14 protein-coding genes and 1 pseudogene are annotated in these 15,941 nt (G+C 43.2%); 3 read left to right on the top strand and 12 right to left on the bottom strand.

The window, feature by feature from the left end:
• Window position 1: 1 nt before the first annotated feature.
• Complete coding sequence (locus B0X70_RS08390) at window positions 2–2,329, bottom strand: ComEC family protein (protein ID WP_217471285.1); 2,328 nt, start codon at window positions 2,327–2,329, stop codon at window positions 2–4.
• A gap of 612 nt (window positions 2,330–2,941) precedes the next feature.
• Here B0X70_RS08390 and B0X70_RS08385 point away from each other — a divergent pair.
• Together B0X70_RS08385 and B0X70_RS08380 are read left to right on the top strand one after the other, a co-directional pair.
• Window positions 2,942–3,754 (top strand): 2OG-Fe(II) oxygenase, encoded by an 813-nt coding sequence (locus B0X70_RS08385; protein WP_217471284.1) that lies wholly within the window; start codon window positions 2,942–2,944, stop codon window positions 3,752–3,754.
• A 4-nt stretch (window positions 3,755–3,758) separates the two neighbouring features.
• Window positions 3,759–4,394: a LysE family translocator gene (locus B0X70_RS08380; protein ID WP_046396718.1), complete on the top strand. Its 636-nt coding sequence runs from the start codon at window positions 3,759–3,761 to the stop codon at window positions 4,392–4,394.
• A 37-nt stretch (window positions 4,395–4,431) separates the two neighbouring features.
• On the opposite strand, the gene B0X70_RS08375 is transcribed toward B0X70_RS08380, so the two are convergent.
• The 10 genes and pseudogenes from B0X70_RS08375 to B0X70_RS08330 all read right to left on the bottom strand — a co-directional run bounded on the left by B0X70_RS08375 (window position 4,432) and on the right by B0X70_RS08330 (window position 13,109).
• Entirely contained in the window at window positions 4,432–4,809 is a 378-nt protein-coding gene (locus B0X70_RS08375) for a HepT-like ribonuclease domain-containing protein (protein ID WP_036806791.1), read from the bottom strand.
• A complete protein-coding gene (locus B0X70_RS08370; protein WP_036806788.1) occupies window positions 4,806–5,096 on the bottom strand; it encodes a nucleotidyltransferase family protein in 291 nt (96 codons plus the stop codon). Before B0X70_RS08370 ends, B0X70_RS08375 begins: the two co-directional genes overlap by 4 nt.
• 109 nt (window positions 5,097–5,205) lie before the next feature.
• A complete protein-coding gene (locus tag B0X70_RS08365; RefSeq protein ID WP_217471283.1) occupies window positions 5,206–5,463 on the bottom strand; it encodes a bacteriocin immunity protein in 258 nt (85 codons plus the stop codon).
• A 1-nt stretch (window position 5,464) separates the two neighbouring features.
• Window positions 5,465–6,694 (bottom strand): annotated as a pseudogene (locus B0X70_RS25080) (S-type pyocin domain-containing protein); the annotation flags it as partial.
• Between the two features lie 223 nt (window positions 6,695–6,917).
• Window positions 6,918–7,202, bottom strand: a complete 285-nt coding sequence (gene ihfB, locus B0X70_RS08355; RefSeq protein WP_011145915.1) for an integration host factor subunit beta — start codon at window positions 7,200–7,202, stop codon at window positions 6,918–6,920.
• Window positions 7,203–7,267: 65 nt separating this feature from the next.
• Entirely contained in the window at window positions 7,268–8,941 is a 1,674-nt protein-coding gene (rpsA, locus tag B0X70_RS08350; protein WP_036781169.1) for a 30S ribosomal protein S1, read from the bottom strand.
• Between the two features lie 179 nt (window positions 8,942–9,120).
• Complete coding sequence (gene cmk / locus B0X70_RS08345) at window positions 9,121–9,804, bottom strand: (d)CMP kinase (RefSeq protein WP_040149167.1); 684 nt, start codon at window positions 9,802–9,804, stop codon at window positions 9,121–9,123.
• 179 nt (window positions 9,805–9,983) lie between these two features.
• Window positions 9,984–11,270, bottom strand: a complete 1,287-nt coding sequence (aroA, locus tag B0X70_RS08340) for a 3-phosphoshikimate 1-carboxyvinyltransferase (protein WP_217471282.1) — start codon at window positions 11,268–11,270, stop codon at window positions 9,984–9,986.
• A 121-nt stretch (window positions 11,271–11,391) separates the two neighbouring features.
• The gene (gene serC / locus B0X70_RS08335) at window positions 11,392–12,480 is read right to left on the bottom strand and encodes a 3-phosphoserine/phosphohydroxythreonine transaminase (protein ID WP_036781176.1); all 1,089 of its coding nucleotides are present in this window, start codon (window positions 12,478–12,480) and stop codon (window positions 11,392–11,394) included.
• A 353-nt stretch (window positions 12,481–12,833) separates the two neighbouring features.
• Window positions 12,834–13,109 (bottom strand): type II toxin-antitoxin system TacA family antitoxin, encoded by a 276-nt coding sequence (locus tag B0X70_RS08330; protein WP_036781182.1) that lies wholly within the window; start codon window positions 13,107–13,109, stop codon window positions 12,834–12,836.
• A 183-nt stretch (window positions 13,110–13,292) separates the two neighbouring features.
• On the opposite strand from B0X70_RS08330, the gene B0X70_RS08325 reads away from it, so the two are divergent.
• Window positions 13,293–14,924 (top strand): transposase, encoded by a 1,632-nt coding sequence (locus B0X70_RS08325; RefSeq protein ID WP_217471281.1) that lies wholly within the window; start codon window positions 13,293–13,295, stop codon window positions 14,922–14,924.
• Here B0X70_RS08325 and ansB read toward each other — a convergent pair.
• Window positions 14,859–15,902: an L-asparaginase 2 gene (ansB, locus tag B0X70_RS08320; RefSeq protein ID WP_217471280.1), complete on the bottom strand. Its 1,044-nt coding sequence runs from the start codon at window positions 15,900–15,902 to the stop codon at window positions 14,859–14,861. The two genes, B0X70_RS08325 and ansB, sit on opposite strands and share 66 nt — an antisense overlap.
• Window positions 15,903–15,941: the final 39 nt, after the last annotated feature.

The raw sequence follows: 15,941 nt of genomic DNA, 5'->3' as shown, positions 1-15,941 counted from the left end.
TCTACTCATGATCACCACGAATACCAAACCACTGATGATACCAACGTGACATAATTTGTTGCCTATAGCTCATCATTTCAACATGATCGCCATAAAAATAACCCGTTATCTGCCCGGATACTGCGGTACTACGCCATTCTGCCCCGGTTTTACGATAACGTCGCTGCACCTTAACCGAAGGGAGTCGCCACGGGCTATAACGTGCAACAGAGGCCAGTGCATATTGTGGTGAGACGGTATGAATAAAAGCGGCTGTAGATGACGTATTACTACCATGATGTGGAACTTGCAATATGGTCGATTTTAAATTCTCTTTTTCCATTCCCAATAGCTTATATTCCCCTTGTTTTTCCAGATCTCCGGTCAAAAGTAAGCTATGTTTGCCATCATCTACCCGAATGACACAGGATTCGTCATTACCTGCGTGTAATGATCTTACCGGCGGCCATAATACATGGAAGCTCAACCCTTGCCAGCGCCACTGTTCACCGCGTATACATGGAAGATGTCGCTGATTGATTAAAGAACTTCTCACAGCAATACCAGGATATTTTTGTTGTAAGAATTCTAACCCACCCGTATGGTCAAGATGATCATGACTGATAATAATCTGCTCTGGCGTTAATCGATGCCAACGCAAATAAGGGACAATCACTCTTTCAGCCATACTGCCGGTTTCCCAACGATTACCGGTATCAAAAATCAGCGCCTTGCCATCTTTTTCAATGATAACCGCAAGACCATGCCCAACGTCCAGCATAGAAAATCGCCACAGATATTCTTCATTGCGCCTCAAATAGCAGAGCATTATCCCCAAAGAAATAACAATCAGTAACTTATATGATTGCCACCAAGCAAATCGCCAAATAATGACAAAAAACCAACCAATAAACGTTATTAAAAAGGGAAAACGGCCAGTTTCACTCCATGACTGTTGCAAAACTGGCAAAGGAATTAAAGAGAAGGTTACAGAGTAATCGACTAATTGCCATAATAAAGCGTGAATAAAGGAACAAAAATTGCTTATTAATGCCAGCATAATCAACGGAACAGTAATAAAAGAGATGATTGGCACGGCCCAAAAGTTAGCCAATAAAGCAGAAAAATTGACGCCATGAAATAATAATAGCTGGAGAGGAATAAGCATCAGCATCATACCCATTTGCATATATAACCCACGCAGCCATATCCATTTCCAACCATAACGAAATGGCTCAATCAACGGCGCCCAAAAGAACCAGAACATTAGCGCCATCACAGCAAAGAAAGAGAGCCAGAAGCTATCAGAAAGCACAGTCAAGGGATCAAATAAGAGAATCATTGCGGCTGTCCATAATGCCCACTGCCAAGGGAAACAGAGAATATTTTTGTAACGTAAATATAGCCAGAGCGTTAAACCCAGTAATGCACGAATAGCCGGAATGCCCCAACCCGATAACCAGACATAATTTATTGCCACTATCCAACCAGTAATCAATGGAAATCTGTGCCCTATCCAATGCACGGGAAAAAAGAGTTGTAATAATCTTGCCATCCACCAACCAAACATACTGGCAACAGTAATATGCAACCCGGAAATAGCCATAAGGTGAGCCGTACCTGTTTGTTGCAATAATAAATTATCCTCCCTACTTAACCACCGACGCTCTCCGAATGCTAATGCCATCGCAATACCACTATGCCTCAATTCACGAATATCCGGTGCAATATGACTGACTAATCGCTGACGTAAGTTACATTCCCCATCAATTAATTCAGCATGAATGACTTTCCCTGTTAAAGGTCGGCGGATAGCTAATGCCCTACGCTGGCTATCATATCCCCCCTGATTTAGCTGACTATGAACCGGTCGCAATTTCATTTTCAACAGCCATTCTTGACCAGCACACAGAGATTCGGGCGAAATATCCCAAGAAGCGGAAACATACAGTGGCGGAAAAACAACTCTGTTTTCATTCTCAATAATACGCAGAATAATCCTGCCTTGCTCTTCATTATCTAATGATAAGCTTTCAATAATAACTCGAGATAAATGCACTTTCTCACTAAAATAGATTATCTGTTCGAGCAGATGATTTCCCTGCCAGCACCCAATAAGAAATGCCAGTAATGAAATTGAAACCATCCGGCAAAGACAAAATGGCAAGAATAAGCAGAATAGCGCCAGTAATAACAATGTAATAATCTGCCATTTCTGTGGTAACTCAGGCAGAAAAAGCAGGGGTACAATACCGATAATAATAGCTATTGCAGCCTGATTCACGCTAATGATTGGTATAGGTTGTTTCCAATTTGTCGTTATCTTGTTTATCAAAACTGAAAACCACATCCTTATTCATCCTTACCCTTTTATTTTCCCAGCAGAGTATTCCTTATTTTTTACAATGCAGCCAGAAGCACAAGAAAAATTATCAAACACCTTCGCAGATTAATTCCAGGCTAATAATCTTTTCAAAAATATATGCGAACAGCTTCGCAAATACAGAAACTGCCACCTGCTAATTACCCACCAAATGTTATATTGATAGCAAATGCAACATTGCGATACTGATATCAAATAAAATATTTCGTGAGGTTTCGTCTGCATTCCCATTACAGACATAAATAAACATTCTAAGCCATTAGAAACTCACGATAAGTTACATTATTCACTTATTATTATAATTAAATATTAAATTCATTCTTGAAATTATTAACCAAGCATATAAATTAATAAAAAAATTAACTCAATCACATGTAAAATAATGAAAATCACTATTACCAGACATTACCTAAGCTATTGAACACTCAATTAATGAAACTACTTAAATGATTGTTCACTTCTTGTTTTGTGATTAAGGTCGCATTGATTAAATTTAAATAATATTAAATTAATATTTCCATTCTGTTTTTATATGGAAAACAATCAAGAAATCATGTTAAATACAATAAGGTGGTTTTTATGAAAAACAAAATAATTGTATCTGACTCTCTGCAAGAACATCATCTTACTAAATTATTTAATGATGAAGTGTTAGCAATCCATATAAAGAAATATGTTGATAGCTCTCTTGCAAACAAGCTCTCTGATTTTTTCCTCTCCCACGAAAATCTAGAATGTCATCCTCATGATTTGAAAAAAGGAGATGAAGTTGTTTTAGTTGATTACGGTGTTGATAGAATTGGTCCATCTTACAATACAACTTTTGGTAAATCCAAAGATAGCGATAGCTATAAAAAATACTTTGAAAATGCGTTACCCGCCATCAGAAACGTCAGAAATTTCTGTGCGCCAATGTTAGCCCCTTTCGATAAATTTCGTTTAGAATTGGATGAAATATGGTACGCCGGGGCCAGTATTGCCAACTTTGAAGGTAAAAAGATGCATGCGGGTATTGCCAGAGTGATGAACAGGCCAGAACGCTCTTTTATGGTTGAAAAGCAACCTCATTTTGATGGCCTTCAACAACAATCGGTCAATTTGTTGGGGCAATTCTCAGTGAATATCTATATAAGCATGCCTGCAACTGGAGGAGAGCTAGAGCTGTGGGATGTTCCTGAAATCCCCATTACTGAGTTAATCGAAGATAATGCAGAAAATGATTGGCGAGGCACGCTTCCGCCATCTGTCCTTATTAAACCAGAACAAGGAGATTTGATCATAATAAACACCAGAAAACCCCATGCTATTCGTAGTTTTCCCGAGGGGTGCAGAATATCATTACAAAGCTTCATTGGATTATCACTAAATAAACATCTCATGTTATGGAATTAATTATATGGTTGATGTAATCAGTACATTAGGAACATTTTTTCTTTTAGGATTGGGAGCTGCGGCTCCCGTTGGCCCTATAAATATCGAAATTATGCGTAGACACTTGAATATCAGTTGTCTTCACGCAGTAGTTTTTGGTTTAGGCGCCTGTTTTGCCGATATAATTTATTTATTACTCTTAGGTTTTGGTATATTGCAATTGTTTTCCAATACTATTTTCATGCCTATTTTGGGTTTTTTAGGGGCATTAATGGTCATTTGGTTTGGTATTACCAGCTTCATAAATAAGAAAAATGAGGAAAATATCAATATCATCTCCAAACCCTATCATAGGCAATTTTTTGATGGTATATTGTTAACACTATTAAATCCATATAATGTTATTTTCTGGCTGTCTGTCAGTGCACAACTGAACAATATTGCATCAGGTAAATATAGTTTAGCTATCGGTGCAACAGGGACAATTATTGGCGTTATTGTTTGGGTTGCCTTTATTAATACTGTGATATTCTTCTCCAGGAAAATGCTCAGTCACCGTGTTATCAAGTTTATTAATTACACCAGCGGTGTAATTCTCATTATGCTTGGAATTTATTTCTTTTCATATTCAATAACATTATTTAATCTGAAATTTTCTTAAGTCAGGAAATGCTATGCCTGAGGGTCCAATAACGTTTTTAGTCAAACGAAATTTCGTGGGAATCCTTAGGCATTAATTCTAGAATTTGCTGGTAAAGCCCCGGTAGAGCACTGTGGATCGTTTTCCAGACAATCTCAAGATCCACCTTGAAGTAGCCATGAGCCAAAGCATTACGCATCTGGTAAGCAAACGACAATGGCAATTCAGGGTTAGCAATGGCGAAATCGGGATAATGTTTCCCAATGTTGTTACTGGCCTCGCCGATGATCTCGAAGTTGCGAATCACGGCATCCTGTACCAACCGGTTGTTAAGGAACGCCAGTTCGTCCATGTCTTCCGTGTAGCTGTCGATACGCTTGATGGCTTCGAGGATGTGCGCCAGATAGTCGACAAGGCGCTGCTGATCACGGCTCATACAGGCACCGCCTCGGCAAGAACAACCGCCCTGAATTTCTCTGGTAGTGCCTTCGGGGTCAGCACATCCACTGGCACACCGAGCAGTTGCAACAACTCGTGCCGGATCGCGCCAATGTCAAAAAGAGTGGTTTCCGGCGTCGGGTCAATCAGGATGTCCAAGTCACTGTCCTCAGTGTCATCACCGTGTATAACAGACCCGAAAACACGGGCATTACGGGCTCGATGAGACTCCACTACGCGACGGATGGCCTCCCGATTAGCAGCTAAGGCTATTGATGGTTTCATGCCATTAACTCCACAACAAAATCTAGTTTTATAATATGGGGGTACCAGGGGGAAAGCAATACTAAGGTCCTCTTTCCATCAGTAATGTCGGTACCAAGTACCAGGCTGGTTATTCTTTAAAGCCCGGTTTACCATTTATGGCTCGCCATTCTTTTACTACTTTAAGCACACCTTCTGGGCTATCTTCAATGCCATCTTCAGGATAATACAATAAATCTGTACCTCCAGGATATTCTGAGACTCTCACAATATTGTTTACGATTGCATCGTGCTCTGCCTCAGAAGGATATTTCCCCTCAAAGATCATGCTAATTAATTCTAAAAACTCCGTTTCAGTATATTCTTCTAACTTACTTTTTAATTCCATCCTATTTTTCCTCTTTATTAGAATGAATTTCAATATGTCGCTTCGGAGTTATTACTCGCAGATTATCGAGTCCATAAACAGAGCCATCGTCTTTAATAAACTGAACATGATGTATTTCATATTTTTATCTACTACCTACTTGCTCTAACTTAGGTGAATAAGGAGACAAACCGTTTTTCATATCTTCTTGATTGGTTCTTTTAAATTGTTTAGAAAACTCAGGATCATTACCAACCTCTTTCCAAAACGCCCTTCTGAAATCATCGAAGTTATTAAATGTCCTCCCTTGCAACTTATCCGCTATCTGACTGGGAATCGGTGCGCCCATATCTTGTCCTGCAAGACTTAACCAATTACCTTCAACTTTTTGTCCTCGACCAGTGACCACTCTCGGTTAATTTCGAGGGGTATGAAACATCACATAGATCGGTTTAATACCTAAATTGGCTGGAAATACCAGAATATAATCGCGGAAATCCTTCTCTTCCGATATGGGCAACGATTCAATATCGCTACCCACTTTATCTGGAATCGGTAATACCGTTATCTGAGACGGAATAAACGGCTGTTCCTCATTCCCGGTATGCGGTGGAACCTTGAATTCCTGTTCGCTTGGTGTCCATAGAATCGTTGGCCGATTTTCTCCCTGTTCCCAGAACTCGTAATTACCGGTGGCCTGATTCAGTTTCATCATACGAACCGGCACTTTATCCAGGCCACTTTCCGGACTGACATGATACCCCTGAACCGTTATCCTGCCGCTTCTTTCATCTCTTATCCAGCGAAAACGAATACGGGTCGGCGCTTTACCAAACTGTTCTGCAATTTCACTAAGATGATGCTGGTTTAAGTAATCTTCTTCGCCTTCATTTAATCCGGATGAATAAAACATCCCCATTAATCCGACTGTCAACGGATTTGGTACCGCCAGCCAGCGCCCGGCGCTGGTAATGCCGCCACCGATGTAACGCATTACCAACGCTTCACTATCTGCTATAGCGCCACGAGTAGTTGCAGCCACAGCGATAGCAGCAGCTTCCGCTTTATCTTTGCTGCCGCTAAGCCACCGTTTATACCACGGTAATTTTTTATCCTGCGATTTATCCGGTTTGGGTGGATGTTTGTTATCCTGCGGAGACTGTTCAGGTTTTGATACCGTTACCGGAGCAGGAGATAACGGAACCTGATATATCGCCATCCTACCAAAGTTATTTACCGGTTCAGTCTTGGTTTCGCATGCAAGTGATTTCTGAGGACACAGGACCGGGGACAGGGGACACAACGTCAAATTGACAGGATTATGGGGAAGGTTTTCTCAGTATAAAAGTTAGCTCTTTTTATATGAGCCTTGATTAGATCAAAAAAGTGCTGACCAAAAGGCCAGCACTTTGTTATGAATCTAAAACAGCATCGAAACACCGTTTAGAATAAGCAATAACTTGTTATCTTCAAACTTAATCGTAGATATTCACGCGATCACGCAACTCTTTGCCAGGTTTAAAATGGGGAACGTATTTACCTTCCAGCTCCACTTTATCACCGGTTTTAGGGTTACGACCTACGCGCGGAGCACGGTAGTGAAGAGAAAAACTGCCGAATCCGCGCACCTCTATACGTTCGCCATCTGCCAATGTTATTGCCATATGGTCGAGTATTTCTTTCACTGCATCTTCAACGGTTTTGGCCGAAATATGAGATTGCTGGCCAGCAAGTCTTTCAATTAATTCAGACTTGGTCATGAGTACCTCCCTAAACTACCGCACTTGGATAACACTTACGTGTTATCCACCGTTATTCACTTGAATTATTCGCCTTTCGCTGCTTTGAAAGCTTCAGCCATTGCATTGTTTGCAAAGTTTGCGTCTTCTTGTTTGTTCACAGAAGCGATAGCGTCTTTTTCGTCAGCTTCGTCTTTCGCGCGAACAGACAGGTTGATAACGCGGTTTTTGCGATCAACGCCAGTATATTTAGCTTCAACTGCATCACCCACGTTCAGAACCAGTGTTGCATCTTCAACACGGTCACGAGAAGCTTCTGATGCACGCAGGTAACCTTCAACGCCGTCAGCTAGTTCTACTGTCGCACCTTTAGCATCAACCGCGGTAACTTTACCATTAACAATAGCGCCTTTCTTGTTCACAGACAGGTAGTTATTGAATGGATCTTCTGCCAGTTGTTTAATGCCCAGAGAGATACGCTCACGTTCTGCATCTACTTGCAAAACAACAGCCGCGATTTCATCGCCTTTTTTGTATTCACGAACTGCTTCTTCTCCAGCGACGTTCCAGGAGATGTCAGACAGGTGAACCAGACCATCAATGCCGCCATCCAGACCAATGAAGATACCGAAGTCAGTAATAGACTTGATCTTACCTTCAACACGGTCATTTTTGTTGTGAGTTTCAGCAAACAACTGCCAAGGGTTAGCTTTACACTGTTTCAGACCCAGGGAGATACGACGACGTTCTTCGTCGATATCCAGAACCATAACTTCCACAACGTCACCAACGTTAACCACTTTGGATGGGTGGATGTTTTTGTTGGTCCAATCCATTTCTGAAACGTGTACCAGACCTTCAACGCCTTCTTCGATTTCTACGAAGCAGCCGTAATCAGTCAGGTTAGTTACGCGACCAGTCAGTTTAGTGCCTTCTGGATAACGCTTAGCGATTGCTACCCAAGGATCTTCGCCCAGTTGTTTCAGGCCCAGAGATACGCGGGTACGCTCGCGGTCAAATTTCAGTACCTTAACTGCGATTTCGTCGCCCACATTGACGATTTCACTTGGATGCTTAACGCGTTTCCAAGCCATATCAGTAATGTGCAGCAAGCCATCAACGCCGCCCAAATCAACAAATGCGCCGTAGTCAGTGAGGTTCTTAACGATACCTTTAACTTCCATACCTTCTTGCAGGTTTTCCAGCAGTTGGTCACGTTCTGCGCTGTTTTCAGATTCGATAACAGCACGACGAGAAACCACGACATTGTTGCGTTTCTGATCCAGTTTGATGACTTTAAACTCAAGCTCTTTACCTTCCAGGTGAGTTGTATCACGAACTGGACGAACATCAACCAGAGAACCAGGCAGGAATGCACGGATACCGTTCAGTTCAACAGTAAAACCGCCTTTTACTTTGCCGTTGATGATGCCGGTAACAGTTTCTGCATCTTCGTAAGCTTTTTCCAGCATCAGCCACGCTTCATGGCGTTTTGCTTTCTCACGAGACAGAACAGTTTCACCGAAACCATCTTCAACAGCGTCTAGCGCAACATCAATTTCATCACCAACCTGGATTTCCAGCTCACCCTGAACATTTTTAAACTGTTCTACAGGAATAGCGGATTCTGATTTCAGACCTGCATCAACTAATACAACGTCTTTATCAATAGCAACAACGATGCCGCGAACGATAGCACCTGGACGAGTTTCAATAGATTGCAGGGATTCTTCAAAGAGTTGAGCAAAAGATTCTGTCATGTTAATGATCTTCAAGATTTTAATTTAACGTCCATTTAGCTTCCCGCCGAATGGGGTTGTTTTACATGCCCCGCTACGATTCCTGTAACAGGGTTGTTTAGTTTGCGGAAAAATTCTCTACCCGCGTACCCAATTTTTAGTACATCGTCACCAATTATAAGCTAAAAACTTAAAATCGTTCAGGTAATTGAAAGAATTTTTTTCGCATAATTTAGCGCCTGGTCGATAACTTCCTCGATAGACATACTGGTTGAATCCAATATTAATGCATCTTCAGCCGGCGCTAATGGCGCAACTGTCCGGTTACGATCGCGGTAATCACGCTCCTGTATCTCGGACAAAAGACATTCAAAGTTAACACTAAAGCCTTTTTCCTGCAACTGTAGCATACGTCTGCGCGCGCGTTCTTCTGCGCTGGCATCAAGGAATATTTTCACCGGGGCATCAGAAAACACTACGGTTCCCATATCACGGCCATCGGCAATCAAGCCCGGTGCAACCCGAAAAGCACGCTGACGCCGTAACAAGGCTTCACGAACTCGTGGGAAAGCAGCCGCCTGAGAGGCAGTATTACCGACCGTTTCGGTGCGGATCTCATTACTAACATCCTCGCCCTCAAGCATTACACTGAGCTTCCCTTTGCCAGGGACAAAACGTACATCAAGATTAGCAGCCAGAGGAACTAACGCATCTTCAGACTGGATATCCACCTGATGATGAATCGCGGCCAGTGCCAACACTCGATAAATAGCGCCTGAATCAAGCAGTTGCCAGCCTAAAGCCTCTGCCAATGCCTGGCATAGCGTTCCTTTACCTGCGCCGCTTGGCCCATCAACAGTTATTACTGGGGCTATCGCCACCATTATTGTTCTCCTTTAGCATGGCAAGTTAACACTTCACCAGATGCTGAATATTTACTCAATAAAATAATCAATATCTGCCGTTTATTATATGCACTCAAAGAGTGAACGAAATAAGCGCATGCCATGTAGATAGATTTTGCTCAAAGAAATACGCTTTATTGAATCATAATAATCGATAATTATGACTTTCGCTGGCTTAATCTCTCCAATTGATCGAAATAGTTGGGAAAAGTCTTTGCTGTACAACCTGGATCGAGAATGGTAACTGGTGTATCGGACAGCGCCACCAACGAGAAACACATCGCCATTCTGTGATCATTATAGGTGCCAATTTCAGCAGGTAATAATCTTGGTGGCGGTGTGATGCGAATGTAATCAACCCCCTCTTCCACCTCTGCGCCGACTTTACGTAATTCAGTCGCCATCGCATGGAGCCGATCCGTCTCTTTTACCCGCCAGTTGTATATATTGCGAATGACGGTCTCCCCTGCCGCAAACAACGCCGTGGTTGCAATGGTCATAGCAGCATCAGGGATCTCATTCATATCCATATCAATACCAGTAAGGGTGCCACGTTCACATTCAACAAAGTCATCACCCCAACGAATTTTCGCCCCCATTTTTTCCAGTACATTGGCAAATTTGGTATCCCCTTGCAGGCTATGTTTACTAATTCCGGTCACCCGTACAGTGCCGCCTTTAATTGCTGCGGCCGCCAGAAAATAGGAAGCAGAAGAAGCATCACCTTCAACCAAATAGTGACCAGGAGAAACGTATTGCTGTTGGCCTTTAATATGGAAAATCTGATATTGATCGTGATTTACGCCAATACCAAAACTTTTCATCAACGCCAGAGTGATATCAATATAAGGTTTGGAAACCAATTCTCCCTGAATATGAATCTCAGAATCATTTTCTGCCAATGGCGCAGCCATCAGCAATGCGGTCAGAAATTGGCTGGAAACACGGCCATCTACCGTCACTTTGCCGCCAACAAAACCCCCTTTGATATGTAACGGTGGATAATTTTCCTGCTCCAGATAATCAATTTCCGCCCCACCTTGACGCAAAGCATCCACCAAGTGACCAATCGGGCGCTCTTTCATTCGGGGTTCACCAGTAAGAACAACGTCATTTTTGCCCAGGCACAACGCGGCGGTTAGAGGACGCATTGCCGTGCCGGCGTTACCCAGAAACAGTTCTACCGGCCCTTTATGGGTAATTAACCCACCAATACCGTCAACTTCACAACGGGTACGATCATCAGATAAACGATAACTGACACCCAATGCAGCCAAGGCATTGAGCATATGGCGAATATCATCACTGTCCAACAAGTTAGTTAAGCAGGTAGTGCCTTTGGCAAAAGCCGCCAGTAATAGCGCACGGTTAGAAACACTTTTTGACCCTGGCAGGTTAATAGTTCCACTAATGGAGGAAATAGGTTGTAGCATCAGGGATTGCATAAATAACAGGCTCTCCGATTCTCGATTACATTAATTATAAATGAGTCATTTTTACGTTCGAGGAAATATTTTTTTACCTTGAATAGACCGGGAACCGTTGTTCCCGGTAATGGTTGGCAAATTAGCCGTTACGACGCTCAAAATCAGCCATAAAATCAACTAAAGCCTGAACCCCTTCTATCGGCATCGCATTATAAATAGAAGCACGCATACCGCCGGCAATCCGATGTCCTTTCAGTGCCTGCAACCCTTGTGCATCAGCCTCTGCCAGAAATTGGCTATCCAGTGAAGCATCAGCCATCTGGAACGGCACATTCATCAGGGAACGATTTTCAGGAGCAACCTGGTTGCGATAAAAATCACTGTTATCAATCGCGCTATAAAGCAGTTCAGCCTTAGCCTGATTACGTTTCGCCATCTCTTGTACCCCGCCTTGCTCTTTCAGCCATTTGAAGACCAAGCCCGAGAGATACCAGGCAAACGTCGGCGGTGTGTTGAACATAGAGTCATTCTCCGCCAGAACAGCATAGTCAAAAATAGACGGGGTTTCTTTGCGGGCTTTGCCTAATAAATCTTCACGCACAATAACCAATGTGAGGCCCGCAGGACCAATATTCTTCTGCGCTCCCGCATAAATCATACCGTAACGGCTAACATCCAACGGCCCGGAAAGAATAGAAGAAGAGTAGTCGGCAATAATCACTTTATTATCATCAAAATCTGGCTGTTCATGAATGGCGATACCATCAATAGTTTCATTCGGGCAATAATGAACATAAGCCGCATCATCGCTCAATGACCATTCACGCATTGGTTTAACGCTTTTCAAGCCATTAATTTCGGTTTTGATATTAATCACATTCGGCGCACAATATTTTTGGGCTTCTTTAACTGCACATGCAGCCCAATAACCGCCATCAATATAATCGGCTTTAACATTATCACCCAGCAAGTTCATCGGAATAGCGGCAAATTGACCGCGGGCGCCGCCATGACAGAACAATACTTTATAGTTTTCAGGCACTGATAATAGATCTCGCAAATCATTTTCAGCCTCCTTTGCTACCGCGATAAACTCCTTACCGCGGTGACTGATCTCCATAATTGAAGTCCCAATACCATTCCAGTTGCATAGCTCCTGTTCAGCTCTACGCAATACTTCAATCGGTAACATAGCGGGACCTGAACTGAAATTATATACCTGATTCATTTACCTCACCTTATTCTGACGAAATAACAATGATTGATAGCAATAAATAATCTGATATATCGGTTGTACCATTCCCATTTCATTGCTGCAATGGTTATTCAAACGTTGAACAAAACTATCGCAAAAATAGCCAATAAACTTGTTCATTCAGCGCTATTACAAGTGAACCACTTATTTTTTACCTTTTTTATCTACAGCTATGAGAGGAAGGAATAATGTGAATGGCGAATCGGGTAAAGCAATAAATCCATGATGTCGGTAAAATCGCACTGCATTTAGAAATTCTGAACCACTGTAGAACGAATCACGATCGTGTTCTTCGTTGAGTTGCATAACATCAAACATCGTGGAACTCATTCTGATCGTAACAAAGAGCGGCGCCGTGCGAATGCACGTTCAAGCGCTGGAGTAGGTTCCGGTGGATTCAGCAATGCCTGCGCAAAACATTGCTGATCGGCCAGAGACAAACGGAATACTTCTGACTGCTCAATTGCGCGTTGCGCCGCATCCTGTGCAGCAGACACAACAAAATCAGTCATAGTACGTCCTTGAATTTCAGCAGCCCGTTTAATCAGGGCATGTAGCTCAGGATTCATACGCGCCTCAAAACGCGCGGTGGAAGTAGCCATAATTGACCTCGACTAAAATTATCCGGCAAATTTCCGTACAAATAATATCTTAGCTACTTTTTGAGCAGAATACTACTTTCAACTGCTAGTTTTAATCAGCACATTCCCTCGCTAAAGAGGGTGTCGCAAAAGGCGTGTATTATCCGTTAAGATCTGCGTACTTCTTTTAAGCGCAGATCTTTTATGACCTTATTCATTCGAAAACGGGAACCTTCCCTTCATACCGGACGTCAGTTTGTCAAAGCTCAGCACTTACCTGTATTGGATGGCTCCCTTTCCCTTTCTGATTATCTCAGGCAAATGGGGGAGCGTAGCGCATTTATTGTTACTGACATTCTTGATGAGCAAGATTGGGGCCCTTTTGAACGCCATTATGCTTCGACAGGGAGAGCCCCTTATTCTCCACGCTCCATGATAGGGATCCTGCTTTATGGGATCATGAAAGGACACTGCTCGCTCAGAGAACTTGAACGACTTGCGCGTTTAGATTTAGGCTGTATTTTTGTCAGTCAGGGAATTACGCCCGATCATGCCAGTCTTGGGCGTTTTATTTATCAGCACCAATCCGTCCTGACGGGCTCGTTTTTTAAGGCACTGACCTTATCCATTTTGCACCGTAGTCATTCGGACGGCTCGTGCCTGGCCGGTGACGGGACAGTGATAGAGGCGGCCTGTTCTCATTACCACCTTTTAACTCAGGAAGCGATTTCACGTGAAAAAAATACTCTCACGGCCACCCCTGCCACAGCGCAGACAGAAAAACGCATAAAGCAATTGGAACAGGGAGCCAGCGTATTACGGCGCCGACAAGAAAATCGCGAAAAAAAAGGGAAGGATGCCAGCCAACTGCGTATCAATCCAACAGAACCCGAAGCCGTCGTCCAGAAACTTAAGCGGGGAAGGGGATTTTCAACTTCCTATAAACCGTCTGTTTTAGTCAACAACAGACGTCTTATCGTCGCTCACACGGTCGATCCCTCCAGTGAAACCCAAGTGATGGCCGCGTTATTGGCGCAGAATCTCACTATCTCGGGCGGTCACCCGGAAAAATTGATATTGGATGCCGGTTATTTCCATGACGATGTGATTGCTGAGGCGAAGAAACATCAGATCTTGCTGTTTTGTGCAGAAAATTCAGACCGACAGCGTGCACGAAAAATCTATCCTAAATCATTATTTACTTATGATGCTGAGCAAGATTGCTATATTTGTCCTGCGCATCACCAATTGTCCCTGCAAAGTACAGTGAAAGCCACTGAAAAAACGCGGCCCTATCGGGTTTATAGCGCTGACAATTGTGCCGGATGCCCGCAGAAAGCGGGCTGCACAAAGGCTAAAGGAGGAAGAAAAATAAAACGTTATCCGGAAGATGAAGGGAGGGAGGCGCTTCGTTTGCATATGGCCCGACCCGAGTCAAAACAGATATTGAGTCAACGGAAGAGCCTGGTAGAACCGGTATTTTCGGCATTACGGGGAATTCAGAGACTGGAACGCTTTCGGCGTAAGGGATTGTCAGCGGTAAAGCTGGAGTTTTCCCTGCATGCAATGGCCTATAACTTATCAAGAGCGGTGGCTCTGATATTAGGGATTATTTTTAGCCTGTTATCCATACAAATAACAGGCTGCCCAAAGTCAGTGATTGAATTTAACTTGATGCTTGAAAAAGTGACCTTAACCTTTTGCGACACCCTCTATAGAGCGCGGAACTCCGTCACCCACGCGCCCTATTTGTTATCTCTGAATCACGAATCAATATTTCACAAACATCTGGTGAATTTTCACCGGATCATGCGTTTCAGTCAGCGCCAATTGTAAAAGTACTCTGGCCTTTTGCGGATTCAGACGTTCAGAAGCGACAAAGCCGTACTTACTATCATCCACTTCCGCATCCTGAGTAACATATCCGACCGGTACACGGCTTGATCTGACGACCACAACCCCATCTTTAGCCGCTTGGGCCAAAGTATCAAAAATCGCCTTGTACATATTACCGTTGCCTACACCAGCGCTGACAATGCCTTGGTAACCATCTTTCAGCAGAGCTTTCGCCGGCAGATCAGACGCATTGGCGTAGTTATAAACAATGCCTACTTTCGGCAATTTATCGAGTTTACTGACATCAAAAATAGCCTGATTGGCTCTCGGTTTAGCGTCAGTATAATAATTGACTTTGCCATTATGAACAAAGCCCTCAGCACCGGCATTAATTGGCTGGAATGCCTGAACTTCGGTGGTGCTCATTTTCACCACGGCGCGCCCACTGATAACCGCATCATTCATTGCCATTAATACACCACGCTTGGCTGATGCTTGATCACCGGCAACCACCACAGCGTTATACAGATTTAACGGGCCATCGGCACCAAGCGCCGTAGATGGGCGCATCGCGCCAACCATGACTATCGGCTTCTGGCAGTGGGTAGTTAGATCGAGGAAGTAAGCGGTTTCTTCCATCGTGTCAGTACCGTGGGTGATAACAAAACCATCGGTTTTGTCACAATCAGCGTTGATTCTTTTCGCTAGCGTCAACCACACCTGATCATTCATATCCTGCGAACCAATACTAACTACCTGCTCACCTTTTAGGTTGGCGATATTTTTGATCTCAGGAACAGCATTGACTAATTCATCAATAGCAACCCTTCCAGCAACATAATTGGATTGGATTGCAGACTTCCCGCCACCCGCAATAGTCCCCCCCGTCGCCAAAAGTGTAATATTTGGTAAAGCAATAGCAGAACCACTAATTAATGCCAATAAACTGGCTAAAGCTGTGTGTTTCATCTTTTTCATGCTTCTTCCTTAATAAAAAATATCCTGTTAGATTATGGA

This window comes from Photorhabdus akhurstii, assembly GCF_019090985.1.
Taxonomy (GTDB): domain Bacteria; phylum Pseudomonadota; class Gammaproteobacteria; order Enterobacterales; family Enterobacteriaceae; genus Photorhabdus; species Photorhabdus akhurstii.
Note: the sequence above shows the minus strand (reverse complement) of the source record. Positions and strands in the feature narration are given on the sequence as shown.

Coding starts and splice junctions, on each gene's coding strand:
- B0X70_RS08375 (WP_036806791.1), bottom strand. CDS start 4,809: ATGAGCCGTGATCAGCAGCGCCTTGTCGACTATCTGGCGCACATCCTC.
- B0X70_RS08380 (WP_046396718.1), top strand. CDS start 3,759: ATGGTTGATGTAATCAGTACATTAGGAACATTTTTTCTTTTAGGATTG.
- ansB (WP_217471280.1), bottom strand. CDS start 15,902: ATGAAAAAGATGAAACACACAGCTTTAGCCAGTTTATTGGCATTAATT.
- B0X70_RS08385 (WP_217471284.1), top strand. CDS start 2,942: ATGAAAAACAAAATAATTGTATCTGACTCTCTGCAAGAACATCATCTT.
- B0X70_RS08390 (WP_217471285.1), bottom strand. CDS start 2,329: ATGTGGTTTTCAGTTTTGATAAACAAGATAACGACAAATTGGAAACAA.
- B0X70_RS08365 (WP_217471283.1), bottom strand. CDS start 5,463: ATGGAATTAAAAAGTAAGTTAGAAGAATATACTGAAACGGAGTTTTTA.
- aroA (WP_217471282.1), bottom strand. CDS start 11,270: ATGCAATCCCTGATGCTACAACCTATTTCCTCCATTAGTGGAACTATT.
- B0X70_RS08330 (WP_036781182.1), bottom strand. CDS start 13,109: ATGGCTACTTCCACCGCGCGTTTTGAGGCGCGTATGAATCCTGAGCTA.
- B0X70_RS08370 (WP_036806788.1), bottom strand. CDS start 5,096: ATGAAACCATCAATAGCCTTAGCTGCTAATCGGGAGGCCATCCGTCGC.
- serC (WP_036781176.1), bottom strand. CDS start 12,480: ATGAATCAGGTATATAATTTCAGTTCAGGTCCCGCTATGTTACCGATT.
- B0X70_RS08325 (WP_217471281.1), top strand. CDS start 13,293: ATGACCTTATTCATTCGAAAACGGGAACCTTCCCTTCATACCGGACGT.
- cmk (WP_040149167.1), bottom strand. CDS start 9,804: ATGGTGGCGATAGCCCCAGTAATAACTGTTGATGGGCCAAGCGGCGCA.
- ihfB (WP_011145915.1), bottom strand. CDS start 7,202: ATGACCAAGTCTGAATTAATTGAAAGACTTGCTGGCCAGCAATCTCAT.
- rpsA (WP_036781169.1), bottom strand. CDS start 8,941: ATGACAGAATCTTTTGCTCAACTCTTTGAAGAATCCCTGCAATCTATT.